The sequence below is a fragment of the Pseudomonas sp. LBUM1653 genome (genome assembly GCF_059716115.1).
Window position 1 is genome coordinate 6,519,035 of record NZ_CP166803.1, and the last position, 25,801, is coordinate 6,544,835.

23 protein-coding genes are annotated in these 25,801 nt (G+C 60.8%); 11 read left to right on the forward strand and 12 right to left on the reverse strand.

Features of this window, described 5'->3' with window-relative positions; genetic code table 11:
- Window positions 1-122: 122 nt before the first annotated feature.
- The 6 genes from pqqA to ACA054_RS29545 all read left to right on the forward strand — a co-directional run bounded on the left by pqqA (window position 123) and on the right by ACA054_RS29545 (window position 5,331).
- A complete protein-coding gene (pqqA, locus tag ACA054_RS29520) occupies window positions 123-197 on the forward strand; it encodes a pyrroloquinoline quinone precursor peptide PqqA (protein ID WP_003444522.1) in 75 nt (24 codons plus the stop codon).
- An 81-nt stretch (window positions 198-278) separates the two neighbouring features.
- Window positions 279-1,190: a pyrroloquinoline quinone biosynthesis protein PqqB gene (gene pqqB / locus ACA054_RS29525; RefSeq protein ID WP_497687285.1), complete on the forward strand. Its 912-nt coding sequence runs from the start codon at window positions 279-281 to the stop codon at window positions 1,188-1,190.
- Window positions 1,191-1,370: 180 nt separating this feature from the next.
- Window positions 1,371-2,123, forward strand: a complete 753-nt coding sequence (pqqC, locus tag ACA054_RS29530; protein WP_497687286.1) for a pyrroloquinoline-quinone synthase PqqC — start codon at window positions 1,371-1,373, stop codon at window positions 2,121-2,123.
- Window positions 2,120-2,395, forward strand: coding sequence for a pyrroloquinoline quinone biosynthesis peptide chaperone PqqD (gene pqqD / locus ACA054_RS29535; RefSeq protein WP_497687287.1), 276 nt, complete (start codon window positions 2,120-2,122; stop codon window positions 2,393-2,395). Before pqqC ends, pqqD begins: the two co-directional genes overlap by 4 nt.
- Before the next feature lie 13 nt (window positions 2,396-2,408).
- Window positions 2,409-3,539 carry a pyrroloquinoline quinone biosynthesis protein PqqE gene (gene pqqE, locus ACA054_RS29540; protein ID WP_497690390.1) on the forward strand — a complete coding sequence of 377 codons (1,131 nt, stop codon included), beginning with the start codon at window positions 2,409-2,411 and terminating at the stop codon, window positions 3,537-3,539.
- Window positions 3,505-5,331, forward strand: a complete 1,827-nt coding sequence (locus ACA054_RS29545; protein ID WP_497687288.1) for a S9 family peptidase — start codon at window positions 3,505-3,507, stop codon at window positions 5,329-5,331. Before pqqE ends, ACA054_RS29545 begins: the two co-directional genes overlap by 35 nt.
- A 147-nt stretch (window positions 5,332-5,478) precedes the next feature.
- Here ACA054_RS29545 and ACA054_RS29550 read toward each other — a convergent pair whose 3' ends face one another.
- The gene (locus tag ACA054_RS29550) at window positions 5,479-5,637 is read right to left on the reverse strand and encodes a YqaE/Pmp3 family membrane protein (RefSeq protein WP_033050408.1); all 159 of its coding nucleotides are present in this window, start codon (window positions 5,635-5,637) and stop codon (window positions 5,479-5,481) included.
- 218 nt (window positions 5,638-5,855) lie between these two features.
- A complete protein-coding gene (locus tag ACA054_RS29555) occupies window positions 5,856-7,139 on the reverse strand; it encodes an aspartate aminotransferase family protein (protein ID WP_497687289.1) in 1,284 nt (427 codons plus the stop codon).
- Between the two features lie 169 nt (window positions 7,140-7,308).
- On the opposite strand from ACA054_RS29555, the gene ACA054_RS29560 reads away from it, so the two are divergent.
- Entirely contained in the window at window positions 7,309-8,238 is a 930-nt protein-coding gene (locus ACA054_RS29560; protein WP_497687290.1) for a LysR family transcriptional regulator, read from the forward strand.
- Between the two features lie 242 nt (window positions 8,239-8,480).
- Here ACA054_RS29560 and ACA054_RS29565 read toward each other — a convergent pair whose 3' ends face one another.
- From ACA054_RS29565 to bioB, 10 genes are all read right to left on the reverse strand, one after another.
- Complete coding sequence (locus tag ACA054_RS29565; protein WP_497687291.1) at window positions 8,481-10,259, reverse strand: acyl-CoA dehydrogenase C-terminal domain-containing protein; 1,779 nt, start codon at window positions 10,257-10,259, stop codon at window positions 8,481-8,483.
- A gap of 191 nt (window positions 10,260-10,450) precedes the next feature.
- Window positions 10,451-12,247 carry an acyl-CoA dehydrogenase C-terminal domain-containing protein gene (locus ACA054_RS29570; protein WP_497687292.1) on the reverse strand — a complete coding sequence of 599 codons (1,797 nt, stop codon included), beginning with the start codon at window positions 12,245-12,247 and terminating at the stop codon, window positions 10,451-10,453.
- 87 nt (window positions 12,248-12,334) lie between these two features.
- Window positions 12,335-13,627: a GGDEF domain-containing protein gene (locus tag ACA054_RS29575; protein ID WP_497687293.1), complete on the reverse strand. Its 1,293-nt coding sequence runs from the start codon at window positions 13,625-13,627 to the stop codon at window positions 12,335-12,337.
- A gap of 174 nt (window positions 13,628-13,801) precedes the next feature.
- Window positions 13,802-15,607 carry a phenylacyl-CoA dehydrogenase gene (locus ACA054_RS29580; RefSeq protein WP_497687294.1) on the reverse strand — a complete coding sequence of 602 codons (1,806 nt, stop codon included), beginning with the start codon at window positions 15,605-15,607 and terminating at the stop codon, window positions 13,802-13,804.
- Window positions 15,608-15,859: 252 nt separating this feature from the next.
- Window positions 15,860-16,156 carry a pyrroloquinoline quinone biosynthesis protein PqqE gene (locus ACA054_RS29585; RefSeq protein ID WP_497687295.1) on the reverse strand — a complete coding sequence of 99 codons (297 nt, stop codon included), beginning with the start codon at window positions 16,154-16,156 and terminating at the stop codon, window positions 15,860-15,862.
- 125 nt (window positions 16,157-16,281) lie between these two features.
- Complete coding sequence (gene bioD, locus ACA054_RS29590) at window positions 16,282-16,962, reverse strand: dethiobiotin synthase (protein ID WP_497687296.1); 681 nt, start codon at window positions 16,960-16,962, stop codon at window positions 16,282-16,284.
- Window positions 16,959-17,771, reverse strand: a complete 813-nt coding sequence (bioC, locus tag ACA054_RS29595) for a malonyl-ACP O-methyltransferase BioC (protein WP_497687297.1) — start codon at window positions 17,769-17,771, stop codon at window positions 16,959-16,961. The genes bioD and bioC overlap by 4 nt, the downstream gene beginning before the upstream one ends.
- Complete coding sequence (locus tag ACA054_RS29600) at window positions 17,764-18,495, reverse strand: alpha/beta fold hydrolase (protein WP_497687298.1); 732 nt, start codon at window positions 18,493-18,495, stop codon at window positions 17,764-17,766. Before ACA054_RS29600 ends, bioC begins: the two co-directional genes overlap by 8 nt.
- The gene (gene bioF / locus ACA054_RS29605; RefSeq protein WP_497687299.1) at window positions 18,488-19,666 is read right to left on the reverse strand and encodes an 8-amino-7-oxononanoate synthase; all 1,179 of its coding nucleotides are present in this window, start codon (window positions 19,664-19,666) and stop codon (window positions 18,488-18,490) included. Before bioF ends, ACA054_RS29600 begins: the two co-directional genes overlap by 8 nt.
- Before the next feature lie 173 nt (window positions 19,667-19,839).
- Entirely contained in the window at window positions 19,840-20,895 is a 1,056-nt protein-coding gene (bioB, locus tag ACA054_RS29610; protein ID WP_497687300.1) for a biotin synthase BioB, read from the reverse strand.
- A 94-nt stretch (window positions 20,896-20,989) separates the two neighbouring features.
- On the opposite strand from bioB, the gene ACA054_RS29615 reads away from it, so the two are divergent.
- From ACA054_RS29615 to ACA054_RS29630, 4 genes are all read left to right on the forward strand, one after another.
- On the forward strand, window positions 20,990-21,730 hold the full coding sequence (locus ACA054_RS29615) for a ComFC family protein (RefSeq protein ID WP_497687301.1): 741 nt from the start codon (window positions 20,990-20,992) through the stop codon (window positions 21,728-21,730).
- Between the two features lie 63 nt (window positions 21,731-21,793).
- Entirely contained in the window at window positions 21,794-22,558 is a 765-nt protein-coding gene (locus tag ACA054_RS29620) for a TOBE domain-containing protein (protein ID WP_497687302.1), read from the forward strand.
- Window positions 22,559-22,625: 67 nt separating this feature from the next.
- On the forward strand, window positions 22,626-24,527 hold the full coding sequence (locus tag ACA054_RS29625; RefSeq protein WP_497687303.1) for a PhoX family protein: 1,902 nt from the start codon (window positions 22,626-22,628) through the stop codon (window positions 24,525-24,527).
- A 187-nt stretch (window positions 24,528-24,714) separates the two neighbouring features.
- Entirely contained in the window at window positions 24,715-25,689 is a 975-nt protein-coding gene (locus tag ACA054_RS29630) for a serine/threonine protein kinase (protein WP_497687304.1), read from the forward strand.
- Window positions 25,690-25,801 lie beyond the last annotated feature (112 nt).

Genomic DNA, 25,801 nt, shown 5'->3' on the forward strand with positions numbered 1-25,801 from the left:
CACGGGCAATCCCTGTGAAATTTTGAGTAACATAGCAGCCTAACTATTTGGAACATCTCTGACTGGAGGTGGACTATACATATAGATAGCGCTGTCCAACCCTACCTGAAGGAGTTCAACTGATGGCCTGGACCAAACCGGCTTACACCGACCTGCGTATCGGCTTTGAAGTCACCATGTACTTCGCAAGCCGCTGATCTCTGCCCTGGCAGAAATGCAGCACAACGCCTCGGATATCCGAGGCGTTTTATTTTCAGCGTTGAAATGATGGAGCGCCCATGTTTGTCCAGATCCTAGGTTCCGCCGCTGGCGGCGGTTTTCCTCAATGGAACTGCAATTGCGAGAACTGCGCAGGTTTTCGCAACGGCAGCCTGCGGGCCAAGGCGCGCACCCAATCGTCCATCGCGATTTCCGATAACGGCGTGAATTGGGTGCTGTGCAACACCTCCCCGGACATCCGTGCCCAGCTCCAGAGCTTCGCGCCCATGCAACCAGGGCGTGCACTGCGCGATACCGGGATCGGCGCGATCATCCTGATGGACAGCCAGATCGATCACACCACCGGCCTGCTCATGCTGCGTGAAGGTTGCCCGCACCAGGTCTGGTGCACCGACATGGTCCACGAAGACCTGAGCACCGGTTTCCCGCTGTTCAACATGCTGACCCACTGGAACGGCGGCTTGAGCTGGAACCGCATCGAACTCGACCAGAGTTTCACCATTGCGGCCTGCCCGAACCTGCGGTTCACCCCGCTGCCCCTGCGCAGCGCTGCCCCGCCCTACTCGCCGCATCGCTTCGATCCCCATCCGGGCGACAACATCGGCCTGATCGTCGAAGACCTCAATACCGGTGGCAAACTGTTCTACGCCCCGGGCCTGGGTAAAGTCGACGCGCCGCTGCTGGAGATCATGGCGGCCAGCGATTGCCTGTTGGTCGACGGCACGCTGTGGGACGACGACGAAATGCAGCGCCGTGGAGTCGGCACCCGTACCGGCCGGGAGATGGGGCACCTGGCGCAAAACGGTCCCGGCGGCATGCTCGAAGTGCTGGAGCAACTGCCCAAGCAGCGCAAGGTACTTATCCACATCAACAACACCAACCCGATTCTCGATGAAGATTCGCCGCAGCGGGCGGAGCTGGATCGGCGCGATGTTGAAGTGGCGTATGACGGCATGAGTATTGTGTTGTAGCGGATGGCCCAATCGCCTGTAGGAGCCAGCGATGCGGCGACCCGACTTGCCGGCGAACCAGGCGCTGCGGTGCACCTGTTGCACCGCGTAATCGTTCTTCGCCGGCAAGCCTGGCTCCTACAGGCGATGAGGCCAGTGCAGACACCCAAGAATCCACCGGACGTTCCCCGGAGAACCGCAATGACTGACACCCCAATGTCCCCCGCCGAATTCGAAGCCGCCCTGCGCGCCAAGGGCGCCTACTACCACATCTATCACCCGTATCACGTGGCGATGTATGAAGGCCGGGCGACCCGCGAGCAAATCCAGGGCTGGGTCGCCAACCGTTTTTACTATCAAGTAAATATTCCACTCAAGGATGCGGCCATACTGGCCAACTGCCCGGACCGCGAGATCCGCCGCGAATGGATGCAACGCCTGCTGGACCATGACGGCGCCCCCGGCGAAGACGGCGGCATTGAAGCCTGGCTGCGCCTGGGCCAGGCCGTCGGCCTCGACCCGGACCAATTGCGCTCCCAGGAACTGGTGCTGCCCGGTGTGCGTTTCGCCGTCGATGCCTACGTCAACTTCGCCCGCCGGGCCAGTTGGCAGGAAGCGGCCAGCAGCTCGCTGACCGAACTGTTCGCACCGCAGATCCATCAGTCGCGCCTGGACAGTTGGCCGCAGCATTACCCGTGGATCGACCCCGCCGGCTACGAGTATTTCCGCACGCGCCTGAGCCAGGCGCGGCGCGATGTCGAGCACGGTCTGGCAATCACCCTCGAGCACTACAAGACCCGGGAAGGCCAGGAACGCATGCTGGAAATTCTCCAGTTCAAACTGGACATTCTTTGGAGCATGCTCGATGCCATGAGCATGGCCTACGAACTCAATCGCCCGCCGTATCACAGCGTGACCGAGCATCGGGTCTGGCATAAAGGAATCACCTTATGAGTTTCGATCGCAGCAAGACCCCGTCATGGCGCCCTGGCTACCGTTTCCAGTACGAACCGGCGCAGAAAGGACATGTGCTGCTGTATCCCGAAGGCATGATTAAACTCAATGAAAGCGCCGCGCTGATTGGCGGTTTGATCGATGGCGAGCGTGATGTCGCCACGATTATCAATGAGCTCGACAAGCAGTTCCCGGGCGTGCCTGAGCTCGGTGACGACATCGAGCAATTCATGGAGGTTGCCCGTGCGCAGCACTGGATCGAACTTGCCTGATTCATCGAGGCAAGTGCCGCCCAAACCCGAGATCGGCCTGCCCCTGTGGCTGCTGGCCGAGCTGACCTACCGCTGCCCGCTACAATGCCCGTACTGCTCCAATCCGCTGGATTTTGCCGAACAAGGCAAAGAACTCAGTACTGAACAATGGATCAAGGTGTTCCGCGAAGCACGCGAGATGGGCGCGGCACAGTTGGGCTTTTCCGGTGGTGAGCCACTGGTGCGCCAGGACCTTGCCGAGCTGATTGCCGAGGCGCGCAAGCTGGGTTTCTACACCAACCTGATCACCTCTGGCATCGGCCTGACCGAGCAGAAAATCAGCGACTTCAAGAAGGCCGGCCTCGATCACATCCAGATCAGTTTCCAGGCCAGCGACGAGCAGGTGAACAACCTGCTGGCGGGCTCGAAAAAAGCCTTCGCGCAAAAGCTGGAAATGGCCCGTGCAGTGAAAGCCCACGGCTATCCGATGGTGCTGAACTTCGTGACCCATCGGCACAACATCGACAAGATCGACCGCATTATCGAGCTGTGCATTGCCCTGGAAGCCGACTTCGTCGAACTCGCCACCTGCCAGTTCTACGGTTGGGCGCAGCTCAATCGAGTCGGGCTATTGCCGACCCAGGAACAACTGGTCCGCGCCGAACGCGTTACAAACGAGTACCGCGCCAGGCTCGAAGCCGAAGGCCATCCGTGCAAGCTGATTTTCGTCACGCCGGATTATTACGAAGAACGCCCGAAAGCCTGTATGAACGGTTGGGGCAGTATTTTCCTGACGGTCACACCGGACGGAACGGCGCTGCCTTGTCACGGTGCCCGACAGCTGCCGGTGCAATTTCCCAACGTACGCGACCACAGCATGCAGCATATCTGGTACGACTCGTTCGGCTTCAACCGCTTTCGCGGTTACGACTGGATGCCCGAGCCGTGCCGCTCATGCGATGAGAAGGAAAAGGACTTCGGCGGCTGTCGCTGCCAGGCGTTCATGCTCACGGGTGACGCGAGCAATGCCGACCCGGTGTGCAGCAAGTCGCCTCAACACGGCGTGATCCTCAAGGCCCGCGAAGAGGCGGAGCACGCGACCCAGACCATTGAACAACTGGCCTTTCGCAATGAACGAAACTCACGCCTCATCGCCAAAAGCTGAACCCTTCAGCGCCGCCAACGCCGTCGCGGCCGGCATCGATTTTGCCGAACTGCAGATCGGCCCCCATGGCTTGTTCTGGAACGAATATCGCCCGGAGGATGCCGCGTGTCGGATCTGGCACTGGCGTGATGGCGTGGCCAACTGCCTGACGCCATCCCAGTTCAGCGTGCGCAGTCGGGTGTACGAATATGGCGGTGGTGCGTTTTGCCTAATCGACGACGGCGTGGTGTTCGTCAACGAGGCGGATCAGCAGCTGTATCGCCAATCACTGCAAGGCGAGACGCCCGAGGTGCTGACGTCCGGCGTGTGTCGATACGGCGATCTGCAGTTCGCCAGTGGTCAGGTGCTGGCGGTCGAGGAAAATCGCAATGAACACCGCCTGGTGGCGATCGACCTGGTGGATGGCGCGCGGCATTTGCTGGCCGAAGGCGCGGATTTTTACGCCGCACCGACCTTGAGCCCCGATGCGCAACGCCTGGCCTGGATCGAGTGGAGTCGCCCGGATCAGCCGTGGACCGCGACCCGTTTAATGGTCGCTCAACGCCAGACAGATGGCGGTTTCGCTGCGCCCTGCTGCCTGGCAGGCGACCAGGCGCAAGAGTCGCTGCAACAACCTCGCTTCGATGGTAACGGCCGCTTGTACTGCCTGACCGATCGCGGTGGTTACTGGCAGCCCTGGATGGAATCGGCCGATGACCTGACGCCATTGCCAAGCGCCGCCGCCGACCACGGCCCGGCGCCGTGGCAACTGGGCGGTTGCACATGGTTACCACTGAGCGAGGGCAGCTATCTGGCCAGCTGGACAGAAGGCGGCTTCGGCCGATTGGGGCTTTGCGCTACCGCGTGCGACGATTTTACCGGTGACTACAGCCGCTTCCGCCATCTTGCCGTGGATGAGCAGTTCATCTACTGCATTGCGGCTTCACCCGTCAGTTCATCGGCGGTGATCGCCATCGATCGCCAGACCCGCCAAGTGAAGGTCCTCGCAGGCGGCATCGCGCCGCTGCCTGCGGAGCGAATCAGTCGCCCGCAAACCCTGCGCTACCCAAGCGGCTCGGGCGAAGCCCACGGTTTCTTCTATCCGGCGATGACCGGCGACGCCAAGCCGCCTCTGGTGGTGTTCATCCATGGCGGCCCGACTTCGGCGTGCTATCCGATGCTCGACCCGCGCATCCAGTACTGGGCGCAACGCGGTTTCGCCGTGGCCGATCTCAACTATCGCGGTAGCAGCGGTTACGGTCGGGACTATCGCCAGGCCCTGCATCTGAGTTGGGGCGAAGTCGATGTCGAAGACGCTTGCGCGGTGGTCAGCCATCTCGCCGAACGTGGTTTGATCGACGGCGACCAGGCCTTCATTCGCGGTGGCAGCGCCGGTGGCTACACCGCGCTGTGCGCGCTGGCGTTCCACCAGGTGTTTCGTGCCGGCGCCAGCCTTTATGGGGTCAGCGACCCTGTGGCGCTGGGCCGGGCGACGCACAAGTTCGAGGGAGACTACCTGGACTGGCTGATCGGTGATCCACGACAGGATGCCGATCGCTACGCCGCACGCACGCCGTTACTGCATGCCAGCAACATCCGCGTGCCGGTGATCTTCTTTCAAGGCGAGCTGGATGCCGTGGTGGTGCCGCAGCAGACCCGCGACATGGTCGAGGCCCTGCAGAACAACGGTATTCTGGTCGAAGCCCATTTCTACGCGGACGAACGCCACGGCTTTCGCAAAGCCGGCAATCAGGCGCATGCGCTGGAGCAGGAATGGTTGTTCTATCGGCGGGTGATGGCGTTCACAAATTGAAAACGCGGTGCATCATTCGCTGGCGAATCGGCCGACGCGGTGTGTCATGTAGGAGCCAGGCTTGCCGGCGAAGAACATAACGCGGTGAGACAGATACACCGCGGCGTCTGGTTCGCGGGCAAGCCTCGCTCCTACAGGGCAAACGCCTCAACGCTTGGCAATGATGTACACCGCATGCACGATCCCGGGAATGTAGCCGCACAGCGTCAGCAGAATATTCAGCCAGAACGCTCCGCCGAAACCCACTTGCAGAAACACACCCAGTGGCGGCAACAGAATGGCGATGATGATGCGGATAATGTCCATGGAAGCAGCTCCTGATTAAAGTGGGCTCACGCGAGCCCCATAGTTAATCGACCGTTACCGTTGGTCAGGGTTCAGCCCGACTTTCCAGGCCAGTGTATCCAGGCCATGTTTCTGAACGATGCAACCGCCACAAAAAAACGCCCCACGCCAAAAGAATCAGGCGTGGGGCGTGCGTTATACCGCGAGACGGTTCGGGAATTCGTGCAGGACGCGTCTGCTCAGACGGCAACCCCTTTGCGGCATTGCAGCTGCGCGGTGCGCACGCGGGAAAAGGCGCGGGCCAGGCGCAGCAACATTTCATCGATGTTGGATTTGCTGACCGTCAGCACCGGGGTGAAACGCAGGCAATCGGCTTGCGGCGCATCGAGCAACAGCCCTTCATACAGCGCGGCTTTGACCACGGCGTCGGCCGAGTCGTCGGACACGGTCAGCCCCCAGAGCAGCCCTTGTCCGCGTAATTCGCCGTGGCCATAGCGATGGGACAAGCGCTGCAGGCCTTCGCGCAGGTGCTGGGCCATTTCCCCGACATGCTCGAGAAAGCCCTTGTCCTGCACGCTGTCGAGCACTGCCAGGCCGGCGGCGGTCAGCAGCGCATTGCCATGATGGGTACCGGTCATTTCGCCCGTTTCGAAGCAGCAGGCCTTGCCCCGCGCCAGCAGCGCCGCCACTGGCACACCACCGCCAAGCCCTTTGCCGAGCACGACAATATCTGCCCGGACGCCGTAGGACTGTTCAGCCAGCAAGCTGCCACAGCGACCGACACCGGTTTGCACCTCGTCGAAGATCAGCAGGATGCCCAGTTCGCGACACAGGCGCTCGACCCCTTTGAGGTAATGCGCAGTGGCCGCGATCACCCCGGCTTCACTCTGGATCGGCTCGAGCATGATCGCCACGGTCCGTTCATCCACCGCCGCATTCAGCGCCGCAAGATCGTTGAAGGGGACGCGGCTGAAACCCGGAAGCTGCGGCTCGAAACGGTTGACCAGGGTCGAACTGTCCGACGCCGAAAGCGTCCCCAGGCTACGACCATGGCAAGCCTGATTGGCAACGATGATCCGCGAAGCGCCGCCGCGATGCCATTGACCCCATTTGCGCGCCAGCTTGATCGCCGCCTCACAGGCCTCGCTGCCGCTGTTGAGCAGATACGCCTGGTCGCTGCCAGTGCTGGCACACAGTCGCTCGGCGAGCTTGAGCATGCCACGGTTATGCAGGCCGAAACCGGGATTGATCAGCGCTTGCGCCTGCGCGGTAATGGCACTGACCAGCGCCTTGGGGCTGTGGCCGAGGCTGTTGGCGCCGCCGCCCTGGGAGAAATCCAGATACGCGCGGTCATCGCTGTCCCACAACCAGGAACCCTGGCCACGGACAAAAACCTGTTTGGGCCGATCGACACTGGGCATCAGGTACTCACTGCAAAGATTGTCGTCTGTGGGCGGGAAGGAACTGTCCGCCAGCAAATCATCGAGACTGGGCGAATGTCGACGCAGGCTGAACAGATTCATGGGTTCAACCCTCGCAGCAGTTTTTTTGCGTTACCTATGCAAACGCCATCGAAGCAAAGGGTATTCATCGTGTTCCGGGGCCCTGTAAGCCTTGTGAATACGGTTAGACTAGGCCCAGGCGAGGCGATGAGCCATTTCGATTTCCCAGTATTTTCGATAAGTATTACTTATGGATTTCAAGCAACTGCGTTATTTCGTCGCGGTCTATGAAGAGGGCCATGTGGGCCGGGCTGCCGAGCGACTGTCCATTTCACAACCGGCGCTGTCCCAGCAGATCCGCCACCTCGAACAAACCCTCGATGTGAGCCTGTTCGAACGCAGCAGCAAACGCCTGTTGCCGACACTTGCGGCCCATACGCTGTACAACCATGCCCTGCCATTGCTCGATGGCATGCAACGGGCACGCGAAGCACTGGGCAACTTCAAGGGGCACGCGCTGCGTACCCTGGCCATTGGTGTACTGCAAACCGTCCATACCAGCCTGGTGCCACAAATGCTCGAGCGGGTGCGCAAGGCGCAGCCCCATCTGGTGGTGCAGATCTATGAACTGACGGGGCTGGAAATCGAGCGTCGACTGCTCAATGGTTCGCTGGACATCGGCATCAGCTACTTGCCACCGCGTCAGCCGGGCTTGCATGGGGTGCTGTTGTACGAGGACGAACTGACACTCGTCATCCCGGCAGACCATCCATTGCGCGAATTCAAGAAAGTCTCCATGAGCCAGGCCGCCGAATTGCCGATGTTGTTGCTGGGCGAAGAGTTTCAGATACGGCAGATCTGGCAGGCGCAACTGGCCAGCCTGGGACGCCGTCCGCAGGTGCAGGCCGAGCTGAACAACATGGCAGGCATTCTCGACAGCCTGCCGCATACGCGACTGGCGACGGTGCTGCCCGGACGCTCGCAGAAGACCCATGGCAACCAGGAATTATTGTGGAAGCCCCTGAGCGAGCCGCGGGTGCCGCTGAAAGTCGGGTTGGTCTGTCGCGATGTGCAACGGCAACAGGCATCGCTGGCCTTGCTGCGCACGTTGCTGGAGGAGGTAATCAATCGGCCGGATGAGCGCTTGAACAGCCCGCCTGCACTGGATGGCCTGAGCTGAACACTTTTCTCGAGAACACTTTTCTCGAGGCCAAAGAAAACCCCGCCGAAGCGGGGCTTTGCAGACTGTTTCCCTGACATCCATTTCACTCCGCCGTCCTGGCAGAATCCTACGTGTCCGTGTTGTTACTTTGCGCTTCCTGCGCTACGTCCATGAGAAGTAGATTAGCCGTGGATCCAATTTACGACTATGGGAGAACAGCAGCACGTCATGTAAGAGAATGCTTACATCAGGTTACAACGTCAGAATTGACCGGCGTCCAACAGGAACAGCGACTCGCTACCAGCCTTCACCGACGCGCTCAGCGAGTGAATACGCGGCAGCAAGCGGGCGAAATAGAAGCGTGCGGTGCCCAGTTTGCTGGCGTAGAAATCGTCCTGCGTTTCTTTGCCCAAGGCAGCCTTGGCCATCAACGCCCACATGTAGGCATAGGCCATGTAGCCAAAGGCTTGCAGGTACTCGACCGACGCCGCACCGATTTCATTCGGGTTGTTTTTCGCCCGGTCCAGCAACCATGCAGTCAGCTCGTCAAGGGTCGTCACCGCATCGTTGAGCGGCTTGGTGAATTCCGCCAGGTCAGCACTGGCGGTGGCGGTGAAGTGACGAATCTCGTCGGCAAACAGGTTGTAGAACGCCCCGCCCGTACCGACGATCTTGCGCCCGACCAGGTCCAGCGCCTGGATGCCATTGGTGCCTTCGTAGATCTGGGTGATGCGCACGTCACGCACCAGTTGCTCCTGGCCCCACTCACGAATGTAACCGTGACCGCCGAACACCTGCTGGCCGTGAACCGTGGTTTCCAGGCCGAGATCGGTCAGGAACGCCTTGGCCACTGGAGTCAGCAGTGCAACCAGGTCTTCCGCGCGCTTGCGCGTGGTGGCGTCTTCGCTGAACTTGGCGGTGTCCAGTTGCATGGCCACGTAGGTCGAGAAGGCGCGGCCGCCTTCGTTTGAGGCTTTCATGGTCAGCAACATGCGACGCACGTCCGGGTGGACGATGATCGGGTCGGCGACCTTGTCCTTGTTCTGCGCGCCGGTCGGCGAACGGCTTTGCAGACGATCGCGGGCGTACTCGACGGCGTTCTGGTAGGAGCGTTCACCGGTGGCCAGGCCCTGGATACCGACGCCCAGGCGCTCGTAGTTCATCATGGTGAACATCGCCGCCAGGCCTTTGTTCGGCTCGCCGACCAGGTAACCCACGGCTTCGTCGAAGTTCATCACGCAGGTCGCAGAGGCCTGGATGCCCATCTTGTGTTCGATCGAGCCGCAGTTTGCCGGGTTGCGCGCGCCCAGGCTGCCGTCGGCATTGACCATGAACTTGGGCACCAGGAACAGCGAAATCCCTTTCGGCCCCGCCGGTGCATCCGGCAGTTTGGCCAGCACCAGGTGGATGATGTTCTCGGTCAGGTCGTGTTCGCCGCCGGTGATGAAGATCTTGGTGCCGCTGACCTTGTAGGAACCGTCGGCCTGAGGCTCGGCCTTGGTGCGAATGATCCCCAGGTCAGTACCGGCGTGCGGCTCGGTCAGGCACATGGAGCCGGCCCAGACCCCGGCGTACATGTTCGGCAGGTAGGCGGCCTTCAGCTCTTCACTGGCGTGGGCGTTGATCGACAGGCACGCGCCGGCGGTCAGCATCGGGTACAGACCGAACGCCAGGCTGGCGGAGTTGACCATTTCCTCGACCTGGGCCGAAACGGCCTTGGGCATGCCCATGCCGCCGTAGGTCGGATCACCACCAACACCGACCCAACCGCCTTCAGCGTAGGTCTGGTAAGCCTGAGGGAAACCAGCCGGCGTGGTGACGGCACCGTCCGCCCAACGGCAACCTTCTTCGTCAGCCGCACGGCTCAGGGGCGCGATGCTTTTGCTGGTGACCTTGCCGGCTTCTTCGAGAATGGCTTCGACCGTTTCAGCATCAATGGAATCGGCCAGTGCTGGCAGCTCGGCCCAGAGTTTGGCGACCTCGAACACTTCATTGAGGACGAAGCGCATATCGCGCAGGGGGGCTTTGTAGTCAGCCATGGCAAACCTCGCAGGATCTATACAGGGTGGTTCGTAGGAGTGGTGTTTTCGTTGGGTCCGAGTGTAACCCAACAACTTTTGCGACACATAGGGTCAGCCAGTGACCGATTTGTAATGTTTAGTCACTGACTATTCGGTCATAAAAAAGCCCGCAATTCAGCGGGCTTCCTTTGTGGTTCATTTTTAAAAGATTAAAGCGCAAACAAATCCGCTGGCAGCTTCATCAGGCAATCACTGCCTGCTTCGATTGCTGCCCGATGAGCGGCAGTACGCGGTAGCAAACGCTTGAAGTAAAACTCGTTGGTCGCGAGCTTGCCCTGACAATAACCGGCGTCACCGCTGCCCGCATCCAGCTGCGCCTGCGCCACCAACGCCATGCGCAACCACAGATAGCCGAGGATGATGTAACCGCTGTACATCAGGTAATCCACCGATGCGGCGCCGACTTCATCCGGGTTTTTCATCGCCGCCATGCCGACCTTGGTCGTCAACTCGCCCCATTGCTGATTCAGCTCATTGAGCTGCGCCACATAGCTGGCCAACTGCGGATGCCCGACGTTGGCCGCGCAAAACTTGTGGACGATTTTGGTGAAGCCGCGCAGCAGCTTGCCCTGGCTGCCGAGGACTTTACGCCCGAGCAGGTCCAGCGCCTGGATGCCGTTGGTGCCCTCATAGATCGGCGCGATCCGGCAGTCGCGGACCAACTGCTCCATACCCCATTCACGAATGAAGCCGTGGCCACCGAACACCTGCATGCCATGGTTGGTCACTTCCAGTCCCGTTTCGGTCATGAAGGCTTTGCAGATCGGCGTCAGGAACGCCAGCAGGTCTTCGGCATCCTGGCGCGCCGTTTCATCCGCGCTCAGGTGCGCAACGTCGAGCAACTGCGCAGTGAAGTAAGTAAGTGCCCGGTTGCCTTCGTTGAAGGCTTTCATGGTCAGCAACATCCGGCGTACATCCGGATGCACGATGATCGGGTCGGCGGCTTTTTCCGGTGCTTTCGGGCCGGTCAATGCGCGCATCTGCAAACGGTCGTTGGCGTACTTGATCGCGCCCTGGAAACTCGCTTCGCCCAGACACAAACCCTGCATGCCCGTGCCGAGTCGCGCGTGGTTCATCATGGTGAACATGCAGTTGAGGCCCTTGTTCGCTTCCCCGATCAAAAAGCCCTTGGCCCCGTCGAAGTTCAACACGCAGGTGGCCGAGGCCTTGATTCCCATCTTGTGCTCGATGGAGCCACAGGAAACACCATTGCGCTCGCCCGCTTCACCCTCTGCATCGGGCAGGAACTTGGGCACGATAAACAGCGAAATACCCTTGGTCCCGGCCGGTGCATCCGGCAGTTTCGCCAGAACCAGGTGAATAATGTTGGCGCTCATGTCGTGCTCGCCGGCGGAGATGAAAATCTTGCTGCCGGAGATCGCGTAACTGCCGTCGGCCTGAGGCACGGCGCGTGTCTTGATGAGGCCCAGGTCGGTGCCGCAATGAGCTTCGGTCAGGCACATGGTGCCGGTCCATTGGCCGGCGGTGAGTTTGCTCAGGTAGGTGTGTTTCTGCTCTTGTGTGCCATGGGCGTGGATCGCCGACATGGCGCCGTGAGTCAGGCCGGGATACATGCCCCAGGACGTGTTGCTGGAACCGACCATTTCGCTGATGACCAGCCCCAGTGAGCTGGGCAGACCCTGACCGCCATACGCCGGATCAGCCGCCAGGCCATGCCAGCCACCCTCGACGTATTGGGCGAAAGCCTGCCTGAAGCCCCTAGGAGTCGTGACCACGCCGTTGTCGAAATGGCAGCCCTCTTCGTCGCCGCTACGGTTGAGCGGCGACAGCACGTTTTCACAGAATCTGGCGCCCTCTTCGAGGATCGCACTGATCATGTCCGGGCTGGCATCGGTAGCGCCGAGGGTGGCGTAGTTGCTGTGAAAATCGAAAACGTGGTCAATCAAAAAGCGCATGTCGCGCAGGGGAGCCTTGTAGTCGGGCATGGTCATTTCTCCGGCAGCAGATGACTCAAACCTACTGCCACCGCCCCGCCCTTCACAATCACAGTCCAGACGCTGAATGCGCCGTCATCACTCAACCGTAGCGGCGTCCATGCGCACGGCGCCACGGCGGCTCTGACCGAACGCCATCACGCAGTTGCGCCCGGCGCCCTTGGCGCTGTAAAGCGCCTGGTCCGCGGACTTGAGCACTTTCTCGGGCGTGCGTTGTTCCACTCGTTCGGCAACGCCGATGCTGACAGTCACCGACACACTCGAGGCACTGGCGCCGGCGCGACGCTGGCGGCCCTGATTATCATCCTGTGGACGGCTGTCCTGATTGCGCAGATGAATGTTGTAGGTGGCGATGGATTCGCGAATGACCTCCAGGTGCGGCATGCACTCTTCGAGAGTCTTGCCTGCAAACACCAGGGCGAATTCCTCACCGCCATAGCGATACGCCTTACCGCCTCCGCCGATTTTCGACAGTTTGCTGGCGACCAGTCGCAGCACCTGGTCACCGACGTCATGCCCGTGGGTGTCGTTGAATTTCTTGAAGTGGTCAACGTCACTCATGGCCAACACATAGTTGCGCCCCAGGCGCTGCATGCGCTCATTCAACGCACGGCGCCCCGGCAGTCCGGTCAGTTCGTCACGGAAGGCCATTTGATAGGCCTCATGGGCAACGGCGGCCGCGATCATCAGCATCACCTGGCTGCACATGATGTTCAGGGTGAAGGGCAGGATGAAGGTTTTCGGCAACATCCAGAACAGCCCGAGCAATCCCACCAGCTGTGCCGCATGCAGGGGTCTGGGGTGACGCCAATACTGGTAGGCCAGCAGCACGAACGATGCGATGAACACCGGATAGGACAACTGGATCAGGCTCATCCACGCGCCGTGCAAGGCAGGCCAGCGAATCTCCGCCAGCCACGCCAGCAACGCCTGTGGGTAACTTTGTTCAAGCGCCAATGCGACGCTACCGACGGCCAGTAACACGGCGAAACGGGCGACCATGTCCTGAAACAGATGCGTGCGCTCCTGCCACGCGGCGAACACGCCGAACAGCAACGGCACCAGCAGGCAACACAAATGAAAAACCACTGCGGCGTCGTCACGTACCTTGCCGTTGTCACGGTAGTAATCGGTCTGGGTGTCGAGCAGGAAGTAGGCGATGTACACCGTGGCCATCAGAAACAGCTCGCGCTGGCGTCGGTAAACCGCACAGTAAGCACCGCCGAGCAACAGCACCAGGGTTGGAAGCACGTGGAACAACGACGTGAAGAAAACGTTCAGGTCCTTGATGTAGGCAGCCGCGAGCCCCGCCAGTAACAGCAGCAATGACGGCAAAAAGTGACTCACACGTACAGGGGAAGAACGTTGCAAGGGTAAAGCTCCGACCCGTCATTTCAATTGATGGCAATGTGCCAACAACTGTAACGGCACCAACCCCGACTTGCTGAGTCAATTGCCGAGATTTTTATTCAATAAAAACCTCTGAACAAAAAAAAGCCGCTGCTCCCAAAGGAACAGCGGCTTTTTGAAGAACAGCGTTAAGGCTTAGTAGCCCAGCGCAAAGTCTTCTTCTTTCATGTCCATCAGGTTGTTGGCGCCCGACAGCATGGTTACAACGTGAGTGCGGGTACGCGGCAGGATGCGCTGGAAGTAGAAGCGCGCCGTCTGCAGCTTGGCGGTGTAGAACGCCGCGTCGGAGGTGCCGGCAGCCAGTTTTTCGGCAGCCAGGCGCGCCATGTCAGCCCAGAAGTAGGCCAGGCAGGCGTAACCGGAGTACATCAGGTAGTCCACGGAGGCCGCGCCAACTTCTTCGCGATCTTTCATGGCGGCCATACCGACCTTCATGGTCAGCTCGCCCCATTCTTTGTTCAATGCAGCCAGCGGTGCGACGAACTCTTTGACAGCTTCGTTGCCTTCGTTGGTCTGACAGAACTTGTGGACGATCTTGGTGAAGCCTTTGAGGGCCTCGCCTTGAGTCATCAGCACTTTACGGCCCAACAGGTCGAGTGCCTGGATGCCGGTGGTGCCTTCGTACAGCATCGAAATGCGGCTGTCGCGAACGTTCTGCTCCATGCCCCACTCGGCGATGAAGCCGTGGCCGCCGTAAATCTGCACGCCGTGGTTGGCGGATTCGAAACCGACTTCGGTCATGAACGCCTTGGCGATTGGGGTCATGAACGCCAGCAGTGCGTCGGCCTTCTTCTTCTCTTCCTCATCCACACCGTACTTGACGATGTCGACTTGCTTGGCGGTGAAGTAGACCATCGCGCGGTTGCCTTCGGCGAATGCCTTCATGGTCAACAGCATGCGACGTACATCCGGGTGCACGATGATCGGGTCAGCGGCTTTTTCCGGCGCTTTCGGGCCAGTCAGCGAGCGCATTTGCAGACGATCACGAGCGTATTTCAGACCGCCCTGGAAGCCGATTTCGGCGTGGGCCAGACCTTGCAGCGCGGTACCCAGACGTGCGGTGTTCATGAAGGTGAACATGCAGTTCAGGCCTTTATTCGCCGGGCCGATCAGGAAACCGGTAGCCTCGTCGAAGTTCATCACGCAGGTGGCGTTGCCGTGGATGCCCATCTTGTGTTCCAGGGAACCACAGGACACGGCGTTACGCGCACCGATCGAACCGTCTTCATTCGGCATGAACTTCGGCACGATGAACAGCGAAATGCCTTTGGTGCCAGCCGGCGCATCCGGCAGGCGGGCCAGCACGATGTGCACGATGTTGTCGGCCATGTCGTGTTCACCGGCCGAGATGAAAATCTTGGTGCCGGACACTTTGTAGGAGCCGTCGGCCTGAGGCTCGGCCTTGGTGCGCAGCATGCCCAGGTCGGTGCCGCAGTGCGGTTCGGTCAGGCACATGGTGCCGGTCCATTCACCGGATACCAGCTTGGTCAGGTAAGCCTCTTGCTGCTCAGGCGTGCCGTGCTCGGAGATGGTGTTCATCGCGCCATGGGACAGACCTGGGTACATGCCCCACGACCAGTTGGCTTCGCCAACCATTTCGCTGACCGCCAGACCCAGAGACTCCGGCAGGCCTTGGCCGCCGTGCTCAACGTCGTGGGCCAGGCTTGGCCAGCCGCCTTCGACGAATTGTTTGTAGGCTTCTTTGAAGCCGGTCGGAGTCTTAACGCCGGACTCGCTCCAGGTGCAGCCTTCGGTGTCACCCACGCGGTTCAGCGGAGCCAGCACCTGCTCACAAAACTTGGCGCCTTCTTCGAGAATGGCGTCAACCATGTCCGGAGTTGCGTCTGCACAAGCCGGAAGGCTCTGATAGTGCGCTTCGTAGCCGAGCAGTTCGTCACGAACGAAGCGAATATCACGCAAGGGGGCCTTGTAGTCAGGCATAGCGATAAACCTCTGCTGATGTAACCGGGAATGAGCGACCGTTGTCGAAACGATCAAACAGTTGTTTGAAACATACGTTTACGCCCAAATCTTGTCAAGCACCGATCTTTCGCCATTCGTCATTCGACGACCAATCAACGCGCACGCAGGCCTGACGCCGTTGACCTAAGCAACGCGCAGCGCGAGAAAGATGATGGGTAACAGGACTCACGCTGAAAGCGTACCGTCAGGCGGTGCGCTTTCAGCGTGAGTTCAGGCGTAGGTGTCGATCAGGGTGCCAAGCATTTCGTCGGAAGCCTTGGCGACTTTTGCGCCCAGCTCCACCTGAAACCGGCCTTCGGCCATCTCGATAATATTGCTCACGAGGCCCGACTGCCGACTGCGGTCGACCGAACGCAGGCGATCGACCTGAGCTTCGGAAGACTGGCTGGTCACCGAACGCTCAATCGTCGTGTTGGCGATTTGTCCGGCGGCTTGATCGACACGATTCTGCCCCGTCTGAACAGTGCTCAGACCGGCATAAAAAGCGGTATTTCCCGAGATTTCCATGGAAGAGCTCGTCCTTGCAAAGAGTCATCAACGCTTAAAGAGCCAACAACACTCATTGAAGCAGACATACCGAGAAATCGCCCGTCAAAAACGCTAATGGCACAGTGCCGCGCCATAGCCAATACCTAGTCCAGGAGATCCAGTTGCAGGTGCTCCGCCACCGCTTCGGCCGTGACCACCTTGAGCTTCGGCACCCGACCCAGGCATGGCGCCGGGAGGCGTTCAGCGAGGGTTGCGAGGTTTTCTTCCAGGCGCGAGGTCTTCGGATCGATGATGTTCGCCACCCATCCCGCCAGCTGCAAACCGTCTTGGGCAATCGCCTCGGCCGTCAGCAACGCGTGGTTGATGCATCCCAGGCGCACACCGACCACCAGGATGACTGGCAGGCCCAGCGCCATCGCCAGGTCCGACAGGTTGTCCTGGTCCGCCAATGGTACGCGCCAGCCTCCAGCACCCTCGATCAGAGTGAAGTCGGCCTGCATGTCGAGTATCTCTCGCATCGGCGTCAGCAGCGATTGCACGTTCAACACGATGCCTGCCTCACGCGCGGCCAGGTGCGGCGCAATCGCCGGCTCCAGTGCCACCGGATTGACCTGGGTGTAAGTCAAGGGCACCGAACACTCCGCCAGCAACGCCAGCGCGTCAGCGTTGCGCAGGCCCTTGGGCGTTACCGAGCAGCCAGAGGCCACCGGCTTGCCCGCTGCCGTGCTTAACCCGGCTGATCGCGCCGCATACAGGAGACCAGCGGCAATCGTGGTTTTTCCGACATCGGTGTCGGTACCGGTGATGAAATACGCGGAGCTCATAAGGGTTTCTCCAAAACGGCATACACCACTTGATAAGTCGCCGGCAGACCTCGGACCTGACGAAACTGCTCATAAGCCTCGACCAGGCCGAGAATCCGCGCCCGACCGGTCAAGCCGCCCGGCCGCCCAGGGTTCAGGTTGTGCGCCCCCAAGGCCTTGAGTTCATGGGTCAGGCTGCGCACGTCCGGGTAATGCAGCACATGCGGTTGGTTTTCCAGGCTGATCGCCCGCAAGCCGCTGGCCGCGCACAGCTGTTGATAAACGCTGAACCCGCGGAAACGGTTGACGTGCACCATGCCATCCACCTGACGCCAGCTGTCACGCAGCTCGAACAACGTGCCCACACAGAGACTAGCAAATGCAAACACACCGCCCGGTTTGAGTACCCGATGCGCTTCGCTGAGCACCGAAGCAAAGTCCGCGCACCACTGCACGGCCAGGCTGGAGAAAACCAGGTCGCACGTCGCATCGCGCAACGGCATTCGCTCGGCGTCGCCGGCGATGAAGTGCGTGGCGCCACCTAACGGCCGGGCGTGATTGAGCATGCCTTCGGCGATGTCCAGCGCCACGCCCTGGCCGTCGGGAAATCGCTCACCCAGCGCACGACTGAAATGGCCGGTGCCGCACCCAAGATCGAGCCAGCGCTGCGGCACGAACGCCTCTGGCAAACGGCGGAGCAACTGGCCACCGACATCACGTTGCAACTCGGCCACGCTGTCGTAGCTTGCCGCCGCACGGGAAAACGAAGCGGCTACCTGGCGTTTGTCGGGCAAACCGCCGGGCAATTTGGGAAGGGATAAATCAGTCATCACCGCACTCATGCAAAAAGGCCTGGATCGCCCCCGCGACACCGTGGGGATTTTCCAGGAGAAACGCGTGGCCGGCCTGTTCGATCAGACCGATTTCGACATCCGGTAGCAACGTCAATAACGCCTCGGCGGCTTCGGCCGGCACCAGCCCGTCAAGGCCGCCATACAGATGCAATTGCGGACCGCGGAATGTCTGCAGGGCCTGACGGGTGTCCAGTTGCGCGAGCAACTCCAGGCCACTCATGAGCACCGCCGCTGCGCAGTGTGGCGCGCCCCCCAACAACAGCCTCGACAAGCCGCGCGGGTCTTGCGCACCTTGGGCGCAGAGCAATGAAAAGCGCTTCAAGGTCATGCGCGGATCGGCAGCGCAACCCGCCAGAAAGGCATCGAACGTTTCGCCGGGCATTGCGTTTGGCCATTGTTCATGGCTGACGAAAGAAGGGTTGCTCGCCAGGGTCAGCAGGCCACAACAACGGTCGCCACGGCGCGCCGCCAACTCGGACGCGAGCATGCCACCCAGCGACCAGCCACCCAGCCAGGCGTCCTGTGGCACGCTGGCGTCGAGTTCATCGAGCCATAGCTCAAGATTGCTCGAGTCCAGCTCAGGCAGCGGCTCGATTTCCACCCGCAGGTGTTCGTCCAGGCCTTGCAAGGCTGCGGCCAACGGTTGCAGCGGCGAAATTCCGAGGCCCCAGCCGGGCAACAGAATCAGTCGATCACGCATGGCCAGGCTCCGCTCCCAGTCGTTGATAACAATCGGCCAGTCCCTCTAACAATAGCTGTACCTGCGCTTCGCTATGGGCAGCAGTCAGGGTCACGCGTAGTCGGGCGCTGCCGGTCGGCACGGTTGGAGGGCGGATCGCGCTCACCATCAAGCCGCGTTCACGCAGCATCTGCGACAAGCGCACCGCGCGCCCGGCGTCACCGATCATGATCGGCTGAATCGGCGTGAAGCTGTCCATCAGCTCCAGGCCGATCTGCTCGGCGCCTTGGCGGAACTGGCGGATCAGCGTCTGCAAATGCTCGCGGCGCCAATGCTCGCTGCGCAGCAGTTCCAGGCTTTTCAGGGTCGCGCAGGCCAGGGCCGGTGGTTGGCTGGTGGTGTAAATGTAGGGGCGGGCGAACTGGATCAGACTCTCGATCAACTCTTCGCTGCCGGCTACAAAAGCACCCGCCGTTCCGAACGCTTTGCCGAGGGTGCCGACCAGTACCGGCACGTCTTCCTGGCTCAGGCCAAAATGCTCGACGCTGCCGCCACCGTGGGCACCCAAGGGACCGAAACCGTGCGCGTCATCAACCAACAGCCACGCACCTTTGGCCTTGGCTTCTCGCGCCAGCGCCGGCAGATCGGCGATGTCGCCGTCCATGCTGAATACGCCGTCAGTCACGACCAGCGTATTGCCGGTGGCTTTCTCAAGACGATTGGCCAGGCTCGTCGCGTCGTTGTGCAGATAGCGGCTGAAACGTGCGCCGGACAACAGTCCGGCGTCCAGCAACGAGGCGTGATTGAGCCGGTCTTCGAGCACCGTATCGCCCTGCCCCACCAACGCCGTGACCGCCCCGAGGTTGGCCATGTAGCCGGTGGTGAACAGCAGGGCACGCGGACGACCGGTGAGGTCGGCCAAGGCTTCTTCCAAGGCGTGATGCGGACCGCTATGGCCGATGACCAGATGCGAAGCCCCGCCACCCACACCCCACTTTGCCGCCCCTGCGCGCCAGGCTTCAATCACTTGCGGGTGATTGGCCAGGCCCAGGTAGTCGTTGTTGCAGAACGCCAGCAATGGCTGGCCGTCGACCACCACCTGCGGGCCTTGCGGGCTTTCGAGCAATGGACGTTGGCGGTAGAGGTTTTCAGCACGACGGGCAGCCAGGCGTGCGGCGAGATCGAAAGACATGCAGGCCTCGGAGCTCAATCACAGAAATCAAAATGAATGCGATCCCTGTGGGAGCGAGCTTGCTCGCGATGGCGGCGTCACATTCACATCTGATGTCGACGGACCTGACGCAATCGCGAGCAAGCTCGCTCCCACAGTGTTTTGCATTCCAACCAGAGAAGTTGGTGGAAGACTCAAACAGCCGCGTTATAGAACTGCTCGCTGCTCTTCTGCTCCACCAGCGCCTGTTCAATGGCGGCCTGGTGCACTTCGTCAGCGTGTTCTTCGCGGGCTTCCGGCAGGATGCCGAGACGCGAGAACAGTTGCATGTCCTTGTCCGCCTGCGGGTTGGCGGTGGTCAGCAGTTTTTCGCCGTAGAAAATCGAGTTGGCGCCGGCAAAGAACGCCAGGGCCTGCATCTGCTCGTTCATGGCTTCGCGGCCAGCGGACAGGCGCACGTGGGATTTGGGCATCAGGATCCGCGCTACCGCGAGCATGCGGATGAAGTCGAACGGGTCGACGTCGTCGGCATTTTCCAGCGGCGTGCCAGCGACTTTCACCAGCATGTTGATCGGCACCGACTCCGGATGCTCCGGCAGGTTGGCCAGCTGGATCAGCAGGTTGGCGCGGTCATCGAGGGACTCGCCCATGCCTAGGATGCCACCGGAGCAGATCTTCATCCCCGAATCACGTACGTAGGCCAGGGTTTGCAGGCGCTCGCTGTAGGTGCGGGTGGTGATGATGCTGCCGTAGAACTCAGGTGAGGTGTCGAGGTTGTGGTTGTAGTAGTCAAGGCCAGCCTTTGCCAGCGCTTCGGTCTGGTCCTGATCGAGGCGGCCGAGGGTCATGCAGGTTTCCAGGCCAAGGGCTTTAACGCCTTCGACCATCTTCAGCACGTAAGGCATGTCTTTGGCCGACGGGTGTTTCCACGCCGCGCCCATGCAGAAACGGGTCGACCCGATGGCCTTGGCACGCGCGGCCTCTTCGAGGACCTTCTGCACTTCCATCAGCTTTTCTTTTTCCAGGCCGGTGTTGTAGTGACCGGACTGCGGACAATATTTGCAATCTTCCGGGCAGGCACCGGTTTTGATCGACAGCAGGGTCGATACCTGGACGCGGTTGGCGTCGAAATGCGCGCGGTGCACCGTCTGTGCCTGGAACAACAGGTCATTGAATGGCTGAACGAAGAGTGCTTTGACTTCGGCCAAAGACCAGTCATGACGCAGGGTTGCAGAGGTGCTGGCGCTCATGGGCGTTTCCTTTGTTTTATGCTTTGGCAGGCGACCGGGAAATGGAATTTCCACAGGCGCATCACAGATGTTTCGGCATATTTAAGGAAGAGTCATGCGCTGTCAACCACGATACGACGAGCAGGTTTACATCTGGTTAAAAAACAACCAATACTGTTTGCTGTGCGATGAAGCCGCCGATGGCACCACGCCGCTTTGCATGGCCTGCGAAACCGAGCTGCCCTGGCTCGGCGATCACTGCCAGACCTGCGCCCTGCCCTTGCCCGCTGCCGGCATGACGTGCGGCCAATGCCTCAAGCAGCCGCCGGCCTTCGAGCGAGTGGTCGCTCCCTGGACTTACAGCTTCCCGATCGACAGCCTGATTACCCGCTTCAAGCACAGCGCGAAATGGCCGTTTGGCCACCTGCTCGGCGAACTTCTCGCTCAATCCCTGCAACATCACTACGACGATGACCTGCCGCGCCCCGATGCGCTGGTACCCGTGCCGATGGCTACCCGGCGTCTACGCCAACGAGGGTTCAATCAAGCGGCGATGCTGGCGCGCTGGCTCAGCGAGTACCTCGACGTACCTTCCGATGAACGGCTGCTAGTGAGACCCCAAGACACCGACGCCCAACAAGACCTGAACGCCGCAGCACGCAAAAAGAACCTGCACCACGCCTTCGCCCTGGCACCCGACGCATCGGTGAAGGGTCGCCACCTGGCGCTGGTGGACGACGTACTGACCACTGGAGCCACGACGCAAGCACTGGCCCGCCTGTTGATAGACGCAGGCGCCAAACGGGTCGACGTCTATTGCCTGGCGCGTACACCCAAGCCTGGCGAGTCGCCGTGACTTGACTCCCGGGCCTCCAGCCGCCAACGTCCTTCCCATCGTCATAGCCCAAAGCGTCTTGCCATGTCCTTGCCTACGTTGTTGTCCCAGCACATTGTCCGCCGCCCGCAACGCATTGCCCTGCTGCAACACATCGCCGAGCAGGGGTCGATCACCCGCGCGGCAAAAAGCGCGGGCCTGAGCTACAAGGCCGCCTGGGATGCCATCGATGAGCTGAACAACCTTGCGCAGAAACCGCTGGTGGAACGCAGTGTCGGTGGCAAAGGGGGTGGCGGCGCCAAGCTGTCCGCCGAAGGCGAGCGGGTGCTGCGCCTCTATCAAAAGCTGCAGGCGCTGCAAGCCCAGGTACTGGAAGCCGCTGAAGACGCCAGCGACCTCGACCTGCTCGGTCGCCTGATGCTCAGGACCAGCGCACGCAATCAGTTGCACGGAAAAGTCGCGGCCATTGAAACCCAGGGCCATAACGATCGGATTCGCCTTGAACTGGCCGAAGGCTTGAGCATCGCTGCGCAGATCACCCACGACAGCACCCTGCGTCTTGACCTGCAAACCGGCACCGAAGTCGTCGCCCTGATCAAGGCCGGTTGGCTCGATGTGCTCGGCAGCGGCGACGAAGCAACACCCGGACACAATTGCCTCGAAGGCATCATTGAGGAGGTCCTCGACGCCGAGGACGGTCCCTGCGAAGTACGCATTGGCCTGCCTAATGGCCAGACGCTCTGCGCCCTGGTTGAACCCTGGCATTTGCAATCGCGCAAGCTGACCAGCGGAAAACCGGTACGCGCGCAGTTCTCGCCCTCCAACGTATTGCTCGGCACGCCGCTTTAAATACAACTGCAACAAAAGCTTCATCGCCCACGATTAAGGTGACTGCAAAAATCGCAGGGAGCCTGATGTGAGCCTATTAGAAGACAACCAACCCACCGACCTCGAACAGATGGTCGGCCTCAGCCGTCGTGGCTTTATCAGCGCAGGTGCCTTGTGCGGTGCCGCCATGTTCCTCGGCGGCAACCTGCTGAGCCGCAGCGTACTGGCCGCCAGTGTCAACGCCGGCACCAGCCAGTTGCTGGGTTTCGAAAGCATTCCCGCCGCGACCAGCGACGCGATCAGCCTGCCTCCCGGCTACAAATCTTCGGTACTGATCAGTTGGGGTCAGCCCCTGCAGAAAAACGGCCCTGCCTTCGACGCGAGCGGCAACGGCACCGCTGAGCATCAGGAAGTCCAGTTCGGCGACAACAACGATGGCATGAGCCTGTTCGCCTTCCCCGATGACAACAACCGGGCGCTGATGGCGATCAACAACGAATACACCAACTACCGCTACCTCTACCCCCATGCGGGCATGCCGCAATCGGCGCAAGAAGTGCACAAGGCCTTGGCCTGCGAAGGTGTGACGGTGATCGAAGTGCAGCGCAAGGACGGGCATTGGCAGTTCGTCCAGGGCTCGCCCTACAACCGGCGCATCCACGGCAATTCGCCGATCAGCCTGAGCGGCCCGGCCGCCGGTCACGCACTGCTGAAAACCAGTGCCGATGCGCAAGGCAAAACAGTCCTCGGCACGTTCCAGAACTGCGCCAACGGCAAGACGCCGTGGGGCACCTATCTGACCTGCGAAGAGAACTTTACCGATTGCTTTGGCAGCAACGATGCCGGGCAGAAGTTCGACGCCGCGCAGAAACGTTACGGCGCGGTGGCGACCAGCAAAGACATCAATTGGCATCAACACGATCCGCGCTTCGACCTGGCAAACAATCCCAACGAACTCAACCGTCACGGCTGGGTGGTCGAGATCGACCCGTTCGACCCGCAATCGACCCCGGTCAAGCGCACCGCACTGGGTCGCTTCAAACATGAAAACGCCGCCCTGGCTGAAACCAGCGACGGCCACGCCGTGGTGTACATGGGCGACGATGAGCGCGGCGAGTTCATCTACAAGTTCGTCAGCCGCGACAAGATCAATCACCAGAACCCCAAGGCCAACCGCGACCTGCTGGACCACGGCACCCTGTACGTGGCACGTTTCGACGCGGGCGACGGCAATGCCGATCACCCCAAAGGCCAAGGGCAATGGATCGAACTGACCCACGGTAAAAACGGCATCGACGCCAGCAGCGGTTTTGCCGACCAGGGCCAAGTGCTGATTCACGCGCGCCTGGCGGCCAGCGTGGTGAAGGCCACGCGCATGGACCGTCCGGAATGGATTGTCGTCAGCCCCAAGGACGGTCAGGTTTACTGCACGCTCACCAACAACGCCAAACGCGGCGAAGACGGGCAACCGCTGGGCGGGCCGAACCCGCGCGAGAAGAATGTCTACGGGCAGATCCTGCGCTGGCGCACCGATCGCGACGACCACGCTTCGAACACCTTTGCCTGGGATCTGTTCGTGGTCGCTGGCAACCCGCAAGTGCATGCCGGTACGCCGAAGGGCGGCTCGTCGAACATCACGCCGCAAAACATGTTCAACAGCCCGGATGGGCTGGCTTTCGATGATGCCGGGCGATTGTGGATTCAAACCGACGGGGATTCGAGCAATGCCGGTGATTTCGCCGGCATGGGCAACAACCAGATGCTTTGCGCCGACCCGGTGACGGGGGAGATTCGTCGGTTCATGGTCGGGCCGGTTGGCTGCGAAGTGACAGGCATCAGTTTCTCGCCGGATCAGAAGACGTTGTTCGTCGGGATTCAGCATCCGGGGGAAAGCGGTGGTTCGACCTTCCCTGAGCATTTGCCCAATGGCAAGCCGCGGTCTTCGGTGATGGCGATTACCCGGGAGGATGGCGGGATCATCGGTGCCTGATCGGCCCTCATCGCGAGCAAGCTCGCTCCCACAGGTTTTGTGAACGACACAAATCACTGTGGGAGCGAGCCTGCTCGCGATGGCGTCAGCCCAGACACCACACATCTCAAGCCCAGCCCCTAAAGAAGCCCCGTCTGCGCTACCATGCCTGGCCGGACGCAGCAGCCTGCTGCGCGCAGGAGTCAGCATGGCCCACCCGTTTGAAACGCTCACCCCAGACCTCGTGCTCGATGCCGTCGAAAGCATCGGTTTTCTCAGCGATGCCCGCATTCTGGCACTCAACAGCTACGAAAACCGTGTCTACCAGGTCGGTATCGAAGACGCAGAGCCGCTGATCGCCAAGTTCTACCGCCCGCAGCGCTGGACGAACGAAGCGATTCTGGAAGAACACCAGTTCACCTTTGAACTCGCCGAAGTCGAGGTGCCGGTCGTCGCGCCGATGATCCACAACGGTGAAACCCTGCACGAGCACAACGGCTTTCGTTTCACCCTGTTCCCCCGCCGCGGCGGACGCGCGCCGGAACCTGGCAATCTCGATCAGCTGTATCGCCTGGGACAACTGCTCGGTCGCCTGCATGCGGTAGGCTCGACCAAGCCGTTCGAGCACCGTGAGGCGTTGGCGGTGAAAAACTTCGGCCATGATTCGCTGGCTACCTTGCTTGAAGGCAATTTCATTCCCCGCAGCCTGCTGCCGGCCTACGAGTCCGTGGCCCGCGATCTGCTCAAGCGTGTGGAAGATGCCTACAGCAATACACCGCATCAGAACATTCGCATGCACGGCGACTGCCACCCCGGCAACATGATGTGCCGCGACGAGATGTTCCACATCGTCGACCTTGACGACTGCCGCATGGGCCCGGCGGTGCAGGACATCTGGATGATGCTGGCCGGTGATCGCCAGGACTGCCTGGGTCAGTTGTCGGAATTGATGGACGGCTACAACGAATTCCACGACTTCAATCCCCGGGAACTGGCGCTGATCGAACCCCTTCGCGCGCTGCGCCTGATGCACTACAGCGCCTGGCTCGCCCGGCGCTGGGACGACCCGGCATTCCCCCGCAGTTTTCCGTGGTTCGGCACAGAGCGATATTGGGGAGATCAGGTGTTGGCGTTGCGCGAGCAACTCGCGGCGCTGAATGAAGAACCGCTGAAACTTTTTTAAATGCGATCCCTTGTAGGAGCGAGGCTTGCCCGCGAAGAACGATGACTCGGTATCACAGACAAATCGCGTAATCATTCTTCGCGGGCAAGCCTCGCTCCTACAAGGGATCAGC